The organism is Erwinia sp. S43 (assembly GCF_016624745.1).
Lineage (GTDB): Bacteria > Pseudomonadota > Gammaproteobacteria > Enterobacterales > Enterobacteriaceae > Erwinia > Erwinia coffeiphila.
Genome location: NZ_JACVTX010000018.1, coordinates 15,066 through 27,524 on the forward strand (window position 1 = coordinate 15,066; position 12,459 = coordinate 27,524).

Here is a 12,459-nt window from a genome sequence, read left to right on the forward strand (position 1 = left end):
CGGCCCTGATTGCATGACTCCCGATCGGTATTTAGCGCTTCATCACCTGATCGTAAGTTCCACCTTCAGCGAAGTGAGTTTTCTGTGCCGCCGTCCAGCCACCGAACTTACCGTCGATAGTGAACAGTTTCACCGGCTGGAAGGTGCTGGCAAATTTCTTGGCAACGGCCTCATCACGCGGACGGTAGAAGTTCTGCGCCGCGATAGTCTGGCCTTCCGGCGAGTAGAGATACTTCAGGTACTCGTCGGCAACTTTACGGGTATCGCGCTCGTCGACCACTTTATCCACCACGGAAACGGTCGGTTCGGCCAGGATGGATTCGCTCGGGGTGATAATTTCAAACTGATCTTTACCCAGTTTGTTCACCGCCAGATACGCTTCGTTTTCCCAGGCAATCAGCACGTCACCAATGCCGCGTTCAACGAAGGTGTTGGTGGCGCCACGTGCGCCGGAGTCCTGTACTTCAACATTCTTAAACAGCGACTTCACGTATTCCTGCGCTTTAGCCTGATCGCCGTTGTTCTGATCCAGTGCCCATCCCCAGGCTGCCAGATAGTTCCAGCGTGCGCCGCCGGAGGTTTTCGGGTTCGGAGTAATCACAGAGACGCCCGGCTTAATCAAATCTGGCCAGTCATGAATTTGTTTTGGGTTCCCTTTACGCACCAGGAAGACAATGGTGGAAGTGTACGGTGCGGAGTTATCCGGCAGGCGTTTGATCCAGTTTTTATCGATGCGGCCACGTTCTGCAATGGCGTCAACGTCCGAGGCCAGCGCCAGGGTCACGACATCCGCTTTAATCCCGTTGATCACCGACGTCGCCTGTTTGCCTGAACCGCCGTGCGACTGGCGAATCACCACGTTATCGCCGGTTTCCTGCTTATAGTGAGCGCTGAACGCTTTATTGTATTGCTCATACAGTTCACGTGTTGGATCGTAAGAGACATTCAGCAGCTGAATATCCTTCGCCAGCACGCTGGTTGAGGCCAGTAACAGGGTAATTCCCACACTCCACTTCTTCATTGCACGCACTCCCAAAGGTTTAATCTGAGAAGGAGCGTGACATAAAGCAGACTGCGAATTAAAGAATTAAAAAGAAGCTGTAATAACCATATGGAATAAAACTTTGCATAAAAAAGGCGCTGGAGCGCAGCGCCTTGTTTTTTATCAGTAAAGCTTTTTGGCGGTTTCCAGCCAGTCGCCTTTGAACGGGCGTTTCATATTTTCGATCGCATCAATGATGTCGTGGTGAACCATTTTCTCGTTCTGAATACCCACGCAGCGGCCGCCGTAGCCCTGCAACAGCAGTTCAATGGAATAAGCACCCATACGAGAAGCAAGAATACGGTCATAGGCAACCGGTGCCCCACCGCGCTGGATATGGCCCAGTACGGTTGCACGGGTTTCACGCTTAGTTTCAGCTTCGATATATTTCGCCAGCTCATCCACATCGCAGATATGCTCGGTAATCGCCACAATTGCGTGCTTTTTACCCTTGGCAATACCGGCTTTAATCTCCGCCAGCAGCTCTTCGCGGGTGTATGGCGTTTCCGGCAGAACGATAAACTCACAGCCACCGGCAATCGCCGCTGCCAGGGTCAGATCGCCACAGTAGCGGCCCATCACTTCGACGATAGAAATACGCTGATGCGAAGAGGAGGTATCGCGCAGGCGGTCAATCGCTTCAACGACCGTTTCCAGCGCGGTGAAGTAACCAATGGTGTAATCCGTACCGGCAACGTCATTATCGATCGTGCCCGGCAGGCCGATGCATGGGAAGCCCATTTCGGTCAGGCGCTTAGCACCCATGTAGGAGCCGTCACCACCGATAACCACCAACGCATCGATACCACGCTTTCTCATATTATCCAGCGCTACCGCACGCACTTCGTCTTTGCGGAAATCAGGGAATCGCGCGGAACCAAGGAAGGTACCGCCGCGGTTAATCATGTCTGATACGCTGTAGCGATCCAGATTCACCATGCGATCTTCATACAGGCCCAGATAGCCGTCATAAATACCAAAAACTTCCAGTCCTTCACTCAGCGCCGCGCGTACGACACCGCGGATTGCAGCGTTCATACCTGGGGCGTCGCCGCCGCTTGTCAGTACACCGATTTTCTTGATCATGACAACCTCTGAACTTGTTGATGCAAATGTTGAATTCTGAACGCCGGGGCGGCAGGACGCGCGCACAAGAGCTAACCGACTAAGTTAAGCTGATAGTATATCAAATCTTGTTAGCTGAATTGATTCAGGTCAGGCCAGATTTGCCTATTTTTTTTGCGGCAACTCACGTTTTAAATGATGCAGGGCTAACTGATTCATTTAACGGCAATTTACCACTAAAAATTATTTTTTGGCTCCACTGGCACTACGGAACAGGGATCCTGATGGATAATCACATCAGACCCCGGAAAACGCATCAGCAACGCCTGTTCCAGCTCATCCGCTATCTGATGAGCCTTAACCAGTGGTAAGTGGTCATCCATTTCCAAATGGAGCTGAATAAATCGAGTCGGGCCAGACTGGCGGGTGCGAATATCATGCGCTCCCTGAATACCGGACTGCGCGGCAATAATATTTTCGATGGCCTGGCGATCTTCATCGGGTAATGCGCGGTCCAGAAGCGCCTGAACAGCTTCATAACCCATCCGTAACGCGCTATACAGAATCCAGACGCCAATGCCTAAGGCAAACAGCGCATCCGCGCGGTGAAAACCGTACCAGCTCAGAGCAAGTGCCAGCAAAATCGCCCCGTTCATAATCACGTCTGACTGATAGTGCAGCATATCGGCACGTATCGCCAGGCTGTGGGTGCGCCGTACAACCCAGCGCTGGAAAGTCACCAGAATTAACGTAGAGAACAGTGCAATGACGGTGACGATCATCCCTACCAACGGTGCATGCATCGGTGCGGGAGTGGCCAAATGCTGAAGACCCGTCAGGAACAGAAACAGAGCCGATCCAGAAATAAACATGCTTTGCGCCAGGGCGGCGAGCGATTCGGCCTTACCGTGACCAAAGGTATGTTCCGCATCAGCAGGCTGAAGCGAATAGCGGACAACCAGCAGATTAGTCAGAGAAGCGGCGATATCCACCAGTGAGTCAACCAGCGCGGCCAATACGCTGACCGATCCGGTATGCCACCAGGCGAAAATTTTGATGATCAACAGCAGCGAAGCAAGAACCGTAGCGGCCAGTGCTGCCGAGTTGACCAGCCGAGCATAGCGTTGATTCATGACGCACTCCGGCAGGAAAAGTACCGTCAGTATACTGGATTTAAGCGCAAAAAATCCCCGGTTATTGCGAGCCGGTGCATGCGGAGAAACATTGAAATCTGATGGGCAAAAAAAACCCCCTCATCATGAGGGGGAAGACAGGGATGGTGTCTATGGCAAGGAAAAACAGGGATAGTATGTACTGGTACTTTACGGGTTACTGCTGGTGTTACGTACTGCCTGCAGAGGCGAAGCCTGCTGCGAGTTCGTTAGCTGGCGCAATTCATCGATGCGCTGCTGATGTTTCTGCTCTAAGACAGCCTGCTGCTGAGGTGTTAACAGGTGATACATCTGGTTGCGTACCCGGGCCATCTCGACCTGGCGTTCAACCTCCGCCTGCGCTATTTTTTCCACCTGAGCTTCGTAAGCTGCCTGATCAAATTTATCTGCAATAATCAGTTCGTGCAGTTGCTCTAAATCGTTAATACTTATAGGAGAACGATCGTGCCGTGCCTGCTGCATCAGGTCCCGTAGTTGCTGACGCTGCTGCTCCGTTAAATTGATGCCATCAAACATGTGATTTTGCGGGCCCAGCCTGAATGTGCTGCTTGCTCCATCAGTGTGATGCATCTCGTCATTCGTCGTAACGTCAGCAGCCCATGCGGTGGAGAGGCTAAGCACCAGCGCCTGAACCGCAACGACGGCGGTAACTCTGCGCATCGTTTACTCCCAAGTTTGTTTCCGTATTTCGATTCAACGAGATTCAGTCTACGGGGCCTGCTGCAAACAAGCGTCAGGGGGTGTAAAACTACGTAAAGTCATAGATTGAGCGCGTTCGTTCACGGTATTTTGCCTGCGGAGGGCAATAAAAGATGAATAAAATCCTGTTGGTTGACGATGACCGCGAATTGACTTCGCTGCTGAAAGAATTGCTGGAAATGGAAGGCTTCAATGTGCTGGTTGCCGGTGACGGTGAACAGGCGCTGGCGCTACTGGATAACAGTGTCGATCTGCTATTACTTGATGTGATGATGCCGAAGAAAAACGGCATTGATACCCTGAAAGAACTGCGTCAGCAGCATCAGACCCCGGTGATTATGCTCACCGCTCGCGGCAGCGAGCTGGACCGTGTACTCGGCCTGGAACTGGGCGCGGACGATTACCTGCCAAAACCGTTCAACGACCGGGAACTGGTTGCGCGTATCCGTGCCATTCTGCGCCGCTCCAACTGGAGTGAGCAGCAGCAACAGCACGATAACAGCTCGCCAACGCTGGAGGTGGATTTACTGCGCCTGAACCCGGGCCGCCAGGAAGCCAGCTTCGACGGCGTGACGCTGGATCTGACCGGAACAGAATTCACTTTGCTCTACCTGCTGGCACAGCATTTAGGCCAGGTTGTATCACGTGAACATCTGAGCCAGGAAGTCCTTGGTAAGCGGCTTACCCCGTTCGATCGCGCTATCGATATGCATATCTCAAACCTGCGGCGCAAGCTGCCGGAGCGTAAAGACGAACATCCGTGGTTCAAAACGCTGCGCGGACGTGGCTATCTGATGGTGTCCGCAACATGATATCCAGCCTGACCACCCGCATCTTTGCCATATTCTGGCTGACGCTGGCACTGGTGCTGATGCTGGTGTTAATGCTGCCGAAGCTCGACTCCCGCCAAATGACGCCACTGCTGGACAGTGAAGAACGGCAGGGAGTCATGATTGAGCAGCACGTTGAGGCGGAGCTGGCACAGGACCCGCCCAACGACCTGATGTGGTGGCGCAGGCTGTTTCGCGCAATTGACAAGTGGGCTCCACCCGGCCAGCGTTTGCTGCTGGTGACCAGCGAAGGCCGGGTGATTGGCGCGCAGCACAATGAAATGCAGGTGATCCGTAATTTTATCGGCCAGTCTGATAACGCAGATCAGCCGCAGAAGAAAAAATATGGCCGCCTGGAAATGGCCGGCCCGTTCTCCGTGCGCGATGGGGAAGACAGCTATCAGCTGTATCTGATCCGTCCCGCCAGTAACTCACAGCTCGATTTTATCAATCTGCTGTTTGACCGGCCGCTGCTGCTGCTGATCGTCACCATGCTGATCAGCTCACCGCTGTTGCTCTGGCTGGCATGGAGCCTCGCAAAACCGGCTCGCAAATTGAAACATGCCGCGGATGATGTAGCCGCCGGTAACCTGCGCCAGCGACCGGAACTGGAAGCCGGTCCGCAGGAATTCCTTGCGGCGGGTGCCAGCTTCAACCAGATGGTCAGCGCGCTGGAACGGATGATGACTTCGCAGCAGCGGCTGCTATCCGATATCTCGCATGAACTGCGCACCCCGCTGACTCGCCTGCAGCTGGCCACCGCGCTGATGCGCCGCCGCCACGGTGAGGCCAAAGAGCTGGAGCGTATCGAGATGGAAGCGCAGCGCCTGGATGGCATGATCAATGACCTGCTGGTGCTCTCGCGTACTCAGCACAAAAATGCGCTGGTCAGCGAGGCGATCAAGGCCAATCACCTGTGGTCGGATGTACTGGAAGATGCGAAGTTCGAAGCGGAACAGATGGGTAAATCGCTGGAGGTGCCTTATCCACCGGGTCCGTGGCCGCTGTACGGTAACCCCAGCACGCTCGACAGCGCGTTGGAGAACATCGTGCGTAACGCCCTGCGCTACTCGCACAGCAAAATTTCGGTCAGTTTCTCGGTGGATAAAAAAGGCGTCACCGTCCATGTGGATGATGACGGCCCTGGCGTCAGCCCGGAAGATCGGGAACAGATTTTCCGACCGTTCTACCGCACCGATGAGGCGCGCGATCGCGAATCCGGCGGTACCGGGCTGGGGCTGGCGATTGTGGAAAATGCCATTCAGCAGCATCACGGCTGGGTGAAAGCCGATGACAGTCCATTGGGCGGGCTGCGGCTGACCATCTGGCTACCGCTGTATACCACTCAGCACGAATAATTTGCTATCCTGCGGCCCTCGTATCAGAGGGCCGTTTCATGCTACATATCGTTTTATTCGAACCTGAAATTCCGCCGAATACCGGCAATATCATTCGCCTGTGCGCCAATACCGGCTTTCAGCTGCATCTTATCGAACCGCTGGGTTTTGCCTGGGATGATAAACGACTGCGCCGCGCCGGGCTGGACTACCACGAATTCACCGCCATTAAGCATCATGCAAACTATGAGGCGTTTGTCGCCGCAGAAGCGCCTGAGCGCCTGTTTGCGCTGACCACCAAGGGAACCCCTGCCCATAGCGCAGTAAGCTATCAGGATGGCGATTATCTGCTGTTTGGCCCGGAAACGCGCGGCCTGCCGGCCAGCATTCTTGATGCCCTGCCCGCACAGCAAAAAATCCGTATTCCAATGATGGCGGACAGCCGCAGCATGAACCTGTCAAATGCAGTATCGGTGGTGGTATATGAAGCGTGGCGGCAGTTGGGCTATGCGGGTGCGCTGCTAAGAAGCTGAAATCTGAGCCAGGCTCAGATCCCATCGCCGAATTCAAAGCCCGGCACCATACCGTTAAAGTGCTGGTCCATATCCATTGACGGCATGTCGCTGTTGGGCTTGCCGACAATGCGCGCAGGAACACCAGCGGCGGTGGTATGCGGTGGAACCGGCTGCAATACAACGGAACCCGCGCCGATCTTCGCCCCCTGACCCACTTCGATATTGCCGAGGATCTTAGCGCCCGCGCCGATCATCACTCCCTGACGGATCTTCGGGTGGCGATCGCCGCTAGTTTTACCAGTACCGCCAAGGGTAACGGATTGCAGAATAGAGACATCGTCTTCGATAACAGCCGTTTCACCCACAACGATCCCTGTGGCGTGGTCCAGCATGATACCGCGGCCGATTTTCGCCGCCGGGTGAATATCGACGGCAAACGACACGGACACTTCGTTTTGCAGGTACACCGCCAGCGCACGACGGCCCTGATGCCACAGCCAGTGGCCAATGCGATGCGCCTGAAGTGCGTGGAACCCTTTCAGATAGAGTAGCGGCGTCGAGTACTTATCGACCGCCGGGTCACGCTGGCGCACCGCCTGAATATCGCAGGCGGCGGAAACGATCATCGACGGGTCCTGCGAATACGCATCCTGGATAACTTCACGGATAGCAATCGCCGGCATAATCGGATTTGCCAGTTTGTTGGCCAGCATATAACTCAGCGCACTTCCGAGGTCATCGTGCTTGAGCAGGGTAGCGTGGTAAAAACTGGCCAGCATAGGTTCACAATCGGCCAGCGCTCGCGCTTCCGTTTTGATGTTATCCCAGATCAGTTCAGGTTCTGCACACGACATAACTCACTCCCCACTAAAAATGGCGTCACCAGGACGCCAACAGACAACGACACGGTTACACCATCTCAGCTACCGCTGTTCTCATCTTTTCTGGTACGCCCAAGCAGACTCAACGCTGCCTCACGTGCATTTTTACCACAGTACAGTACCTGATAAATCTGCTCGGTGATTGGCATTTCAACACCAAATCGCGCGGCCAGTGCTTTCACTTCTTTGGTATTGCGGAAGCCTTCCACTACCTGGCCGATGGTTTGCTGCGCGCCTTCAACATCAGCCCCCTGGCCTAACATCATGCCGAAACGACGATTGCGCGACTGATTGTCGGTACAGGTCAGCACCAGGTCACCGAGGCCGGCCATACCCATAAACGTCGTAGGGTCGGCACCCAACGCTGCACCCAGGCGGCTCATTTCAGCCAGGCCACGGGTAATCAGCGCCGTACGGGCATTCGCACCAAAGCCAATGCCATCCGACATTCCTGCTCCGATAGCGATAACGTTTTTCACCGCACCACCGAGCTGAACGCCGATAAAATCAGGATTATTGTATACCCGGAAACTTTTACCACAGTGCAGTAATTGCTGGATCTCATCTGCGAAAGTGCTATCGGTGGCCGCAAGCGCTATCGCCGTTGGCATACCGGCAGCCAGCTCTTTGGCAAATGTCGGACCGGAAATCACCGCCAGCGGGATCGCGTCGCCCAGAATTTCTCGCGCCACGTCCTGTAGCAGACGACCGGTCTCTTTCTCCAGGCCCTTCGTCGCCCATACCAGACGGGAGTCCGCACGCAGATGTGGTTTAATCTGCTGCAAAACGTCACCAAATACATGGCTGGGGACTACCACCAGCAGATCACGGCTGGCAGCAATCGCTTTAGCCAGGTCAGTTTCTATCTGCAAAGTATCGGGGAAAGGCACATCGGGGAGGAAAGCGGTATTGCAGCGATCGGACTGAAGCTGCGCCTGGTGCTGTGGATTATGCCCCCACAGCACCACGTCGTGGCCATTACGGGCAAGCGTAATCGCCAGGGCGGTGCCGTACGAGCCGGCACCGATGACGCTCATGGAAGCATGAGAGCTACGCATTAAGCATCCTGCTGCTGCGCTGCACCTTCTGACTGCTGCAGATAGTTCATAAACAGCGCGTCGAAGTTAACCGGTGCAAGATTCAGCTGCGGGAAAGTACCGCGAGAAACCAGGCTGGTGATGCATTCACGAGCATACGGGAACAGGATGTTCGGGCAGTATGCACCCAGGCAGTGTGCCATCTGCGTGCCTTCAATGCCGCTGACGGAGAAAATACCCGCCTGCTGAACTTCGCACAGGAACGCCGCTTCGTCGTTTACCGTTGCGGTTACGGTTACGCGCAGTACAACTTCATATACGTCGTCAGCCAGCTGAGTAGAGGCGGTATCAAGATCCAGCTTAACTTCCGGTTCCCACTCTTTCTGGAAAACCTGCGGTGCATTTGGCGCTTCAAAAGAGATGTCTTTGGTATAGATACGCTGGATCTGGAAAGCCATCTCGGTGTTGTTTTGTTCTGACATGATACGTAATCCTATGGGTTAATAATCCGTTATTGTGCCGCAGTGTTCGTCATCCTGTGAGCGCTCAGTGCGTACTCAGCTCGTTACTATTTTAACAGCGGGTCAAGACCGCCGCGGCCGTCGAGCGCAAAGAGATCGTCACAGCCGCCAATGTGCTGTGCATCAATAAAAATTTGAGGAACGGTAGTCCGGCCGCTGCGTTTGATCATCACTTCACGCGTATCGGCATCCCCATCAATCGGGATTTCCTGATAGCTCACGCCTTTCTGATCCAACAGCGCTTTGGCACGATGGCAGAAAGGGCAGGTTGCTTTGGTATAGATCTCAATGTTAGCCATGCCGACACTCCTGAAGTTTACTTACCGCGGACCAGCGGCAGGTTCTCGCCGCTCCAGCCAGAAATACCGTCTTTCAGCACATACACCTGTGCAAATCCGGCAGCGTACAGCTGCGACGCGGATTCACCTGCTGAAGTACCGGTCGCACAAACGACAATCAGCGGCTGCGCTTTGTGTTTTTCCAGTTCGCTGAAGCTGCCTTTTTTGATATCAGCAGCCAGTACGTTAACTGAATTTGAAATATGGCCTTTACGGAAGTCATCGCGCCCACGCACATCTACAACCACGGCATCTTCTTTGTTGATTAAACGGGTGGCTTCACCACGGCTAATCGTTTTTACTTTGGAGAACAGACCCTTAACCGTAGTCACGATCACCAAAACCAGCAAAACAACCCACGCCAGACTTAAAATTGTGTGATTGCCTGCAAACTGCATAATATCTTGCATGAGGGGTAACAACTCCCGGAAGGGTTAATAAGCTAAAAATAAGGCTTCTGAGTATACCTGCCAAGGCTGCCATGTACAGTCGATAAGCTGCTCAGAGTTATGTTTTCTGCGGCAGATTACAAAAAAAAGTTGCCTTAAGTGAAAAATACTATCCTGAGATAACGGTGTATCGTTCTTAAGCGGTTATTTGTTGTGCAGCGAGCCATTACGGCTGTCGCTCATCGTGATTCTGAAAGGATTAACGACCGAGCAAAAATCCCGTGCTGGAGAGCGATTACTGTTACTGTCAGTAACTGAAAACCCGGTAGAGATGGCTGGTAAGCCGCTGTTCATCGTGGAATAATCCGAAGCTATGAGGGAAAAAGCAACAGTGATACATTCATGGACCCCACGTAACAAGCAGGCATCCACGCCGTCATTACGTGCAAGCTTGTCCATCCTGACCGTCAGTGTTCTTTGCACCGGCGCGTTGCTATGGTCTTTTTCTGCTTCCGCCGCCGACGACAATAAGTCACAGCTACAGAGTATCCAGCAGGATATCGCTGAAAAAGAGAAAAGCGTTCAGCTGCAAAAACAGCAGCGCAGCAAACTTCTCGATCAGTTACAGGCTCAGGAAAAAGTTATCGCTCAGGCCAGCCGCCAGCTGCGCGAAACGCAGTCGGGTCTGGGTTCACTGAGTAAAGATATCAGCTCTCTCACCGCCTCCATCAATAAGCTTCAGAAACAGCAGCAGCAGCAGGAATCGATGCTGGCGCAGCAGCTTGATGCCGCTTTCCGCCAGGGCCAGCATAGTGGTTTACAGCTGATCCTCAGCGGCGAAGAGAGCCAGCGCAGCGAGCGCATGCTGGCCTATTTCGGCTATCTGAACGATGCCCGGCAAAAATCCATCGATGAGCTGAAGCAAACCCGCAGCGACCTCTCAGCGCAAAAAACCAGCCTGGTAGGCAAGCAGGCGCAGCAAAAATCCCTGCTGGAGCAACAGCAAACGCAGCAGAAAAAGCTTGAGGGTGCCCGCCAGGCGCGTAAGCAAACCCTGACCACGCTCGAATCATCGCTGGAGAAAGACCAGGCGCAGCTGGTGGAACTGCGGCAGAACGAAAGCCGCCTGCGCGACAAAATAGCGAAGGCCGAGCGGGAGGCGAAAGCGCGTGCCGAACGCGAAGCCCGTGAGGCGCAGAAAGTGCGCGAACGCGAAGCGCAGGCGAAGCGGAAAGGCACCACCTATAAACCCACCGAGAGCGAGCGTGCGCTGGTTTCCCGTACCGGCGGCCTTGGCCGGGCGGCAGGGCAGGCGCTGTGGCCGGTTCGCGGCAGCATCGAGCACCGTTTTGGTGAACAGCTGCAGGGCGAGCTACGCTGGAAAGGCTTAGTTATCGCCGCGCCGGAAGGAACCGAAGTTAAAGCCATCGCCGACGGTCGAGTGCTGATGGCCGACTGGCTGCAGGGTTACGGGCTGGTAGTGGTCGTGGAGCACGGGAAAGGCGATATGAGCCTGTACGGCTATAATCAGAGTGCGCTGGTGAGCGTGGGAACTCAGGTCCGGGCAGGACAGCCCATTGCGCTGGTTGGCAACAGCGGTGGCCGCGGCACGCCTTCACTCTATTTCGAAATCCGCCGCCAGGGACAGGCCGTCAATCCATTGCCGTGGTTAGGAAGATAAGTTTGTTTCAGTTACGAAAACTCAGCGGCCTGCTGGTAGCGCTTGTTTTGGTCAGCCCGGCGTTCGCCGGAAAGCTTTCAATAGTGATTGATGATTTTGGCTACCGTCCGGCGCAGGAAAATCAGGTATTACAGATGCCTGCGGCCATTTCCGTGGCGGTGTTGCCTAATGCACCACACGCCCGGGAGATGGCAACCAAAGCCCATCAGCGCGGCCACGAAGTGCTGATCCATTTGCCGATGGCCCCCCTCAGCAAGCAGCCGCTGGAAAAAGACACTCTGCGCCCGGACATGTCCGTGGATGAAATTGCGCGCATCGTGCGTGAAGCCGCCGCCGATGTCCCCTACGCCGTTGGGTTAAATAACCATATGGGTAGCGCAATGACCTCCAGCCTGCCCGGCATGCAGAAAGTGATGCAGGTTCTTGACCGCTATAATTTTTATTTTCTCGACAGCATGACCATCGGCAACAGCCAGTCAACGCGCGCCGCCGCCGGCACCAGCGTTAAAGTCATCAAGCGCCGCGTGTTCCTGGACGATACGCAAAATGAGGCGGATATCCGCCAGCAGTTTACCCGGGCGGTCCGGCTTGCCCAACGCGACGGCTCGGCAATTGCCATTGGTCACCCGCATCCGACGACGGTTCGCGTTTTGCAGCAGATGTTGCCAACGCTGCCCGCCGATATCACGCTGGTGCGCCCAAGCCAGCTTCTCAACGAACCACAGCATGGCAGCAACACGCCGCTGCCTGAGACCCGGCCGCAACCGAACAAGCCGCGCAATCCGTTCCGCGTGGGCAAAAACTGCCCGGTGAAAACCGTGCCGGTTCCGGCAACGCTGGCTCTTGGGATTGTCGCTGAAAGCGTCGCCAGCAGCCCACTGCTGAAAACGCTGTCGCAGCAGTTTTCAGGATTAAAGCCTGATTTTTCTCGCTAATTCGTTTGCCGCCAGCG

At 54.7% G+C, this 12,459-nt stretch carries 14 protein-coding genes; 5 read left to right on the forward strand and 9 right to left on the reverse strand.

Annotation, left to right across the window (positions count from 1 at the left end):
- Positions 1–31: 31 nt before the first annotated feature.
- The 4 genes from IBT47_RS18625 to cpxP form a co-directional block, all read right to left on the reverse strand.
- Complete coding sequence (locus IBT47_RS18625) at positions 32–1,021, reverse strand: sulfate ABC transporter substrate-binding protein (RefSeq protein ID WP_105594468.1); 990 nt, start codon at positions 1,019–1,021, stop codon at positions 32–34.
- 144 nt (positions 1,022–1,165) lie between these two features.
- On the reverse strand, positions 1,166–2,128 hold the full coding sequence (gene pfkA / locus IBT47_RS18630) for a 6-phosphofructokinase (RefSeq protein WP_105594467.1): 963 nt from the start codon (positions 2,126–2,128) through the stop codon (positions 1,166–1,168).
- 215 nt (positions 2,129–2,343) lie between these two features.
- Positions 2,344–3,240 (reverse strand): CDF family cation-efflux transporter FieF, encoded by an 897-nt coding sequence (gene fieF, locus IBT47_RS18635; RefSeq protein WP_105594466.1) that lies wholly within the window; start codon positions 3,238–3,240, stop codon positions 2,344–2,346.
- A 189-nt stretch (positions 3,241–3,429) separates the two neighbouring features.
- On the reverse strand, positions 3,430–3,939 hold the full coding sequence (gene cpxP, locus IBT47_RS18640; RefSeq protein WP_105594465.1) for a cell-envelope stress modulator CpxP: 510 nt from the start codon (positions 3,937–3,939) through the stop codon (positions 3,430–3,432).
- Positions 3,940–4,091: 152 nt separating this feature from the next.
- Here cpxP and cpxR point away from each other — a divergent pair, with 152 nt between their 5' ends.
- From cpxR to trmL, 3 genes are read left to right on the forward strand one after another with little or no spacing between them, the layout of a single operon-like run.
- Positions 4,092–4,790, forward strand: a complete 699-nt coding sequence (cpxR, locus tag IBT47_RS18645; protein WP_200562083.1) for an envelope stress response regulator transcription factor CpxR — start codon at positions 4,092–4,094, stop codon at positions 4,788–4,790.
- Positions 4,787–6,166, forward strand: coding sequence for an envelope stress sensor histidine kinase CpxA (gene cpxA / locus IBT47_RS18650; protein WP_200562085.1), 1,380 nt, complete (start codon positions 4,787–4,789; stop codon positions 6,164–6,166). Before cpxR ends, cpxA begins: the two co-directional genes overlap by 4 nt.
- A 38-nt stretch (positions 6,167–6,204) precedes the next feature.
- On the forward strand, positions 6,205–6,678 hold the full coding sequence (trmL, locus tag IBT47_RS18655; protein WP_200547475.1) for a tRNA (uridine(34)/cytosine(34)/5-carboxymethylaminomethyluridine(34)-2'-O)-methyltransferase TrmL: 474 nt from the start codon (positions 6,205–6,207) through the stop codon (positions 6,676–6,678).
- 14 nt (positions 6,679–6,692) lie between these two features.
- Here trmL and cysE read toward each other — a convergent pair whose 3' ends face one another.
- The 5 genes from cysE to IBT47_RS18680 form a co-directional block, all read right to left on the reverse strand.
- The gene (gene cysE / locus IBT47_RS18660) at positions 6,693–7,514 is read right to left on the reverse strand and encodes a serine O-acetyltransferase (protein WP_105594461.1); all 822 of its coding nucleotides are present in this window, start codon (positions 7,512–7,514) and stop codon (positions 6,693–6,695) included.
- 65 nt (positions 7,515–7,579) lie between these two features.
- The gene (gene gpsA / locus IBT47_RS18665; protein WP_105594460.1) at positions 7,580–8,599 is read right to left on the reverse strand and encodes an NAD(P)H-dependent glycerol-3-phosphate dehydrogenase; all 1,020 of its coding nucleotides are present in this window, start codon (positions 8,597–8,599) and stop codon (positions 7,580–7,582) included.
- The gene (gene secB / locus IBT47_RS18670; protein ID WP_105594459.1) at positions 8,599–9,060 is read right to left on the reverse strand and encodes a protein-export chaperone SecB; all 462 of its coding nucleotides are present in this window, start codon (positions 9,058–9,060) and stop codon (positions 8,599–8,601) included. Before secB ends, gpsA begins: the two co-directional genes overlap by 1 nt.
- 86 nt (positions 9,061–9,146) lie before the next feature.
- Entirely contained in the window at positions 9,147–9,398 is a 252-nt protein-coding gene (gene grxC, locus IBT47_RS18675) for a glutaredoxin 3 (RefSeq protein ID WP_105594458.1), read from the reverse strand.
- 17 nt (positions 9,399–9,415) lie between these two features.
- Complete coding sequence (locus IBT47_RS18680; RefSeq protein WP_200562087.1) at positions 9,416–9,847, reverse strand: rhodanese-like domain-containing protein; 432 nt, start codon at positions 9,845–9,847, stop codon at positions 9,416–9,418.
- 352 nt (positions 9,848–10,199) lie between these two features.
- Here IBT47_RS18680 and envC point away from each other — a divergent pair, with 352 nt between their 5' ends.
- Entirely contained in the window at positions 10,200–11,507 is a 1,308-nt protein-coding gene (gene envC, locus IBT47_RS18685; protein WP_200562089.1) for a murein hydrolase activator EnvC, read from the forward strand.
- Positions 11,508–11,509: 2 nt separating this feature from the next.
- Positions 11,510–12,442 carry a divergent polysaccharide deacetylase family protein gene (locus IBT47_RS18690; RefSeq protein WP_200562091.1) on the forward strand — a complete coding sequence of 311 codons (933 nt, stop codon included), beginning with the start codon at positions 11,510–11,512 and terminating at the stop codon, positions 12,440–12,442.
- The last annotated feature ends 17 nt before the right edge of the window (positions 12,443–12,459 follow it).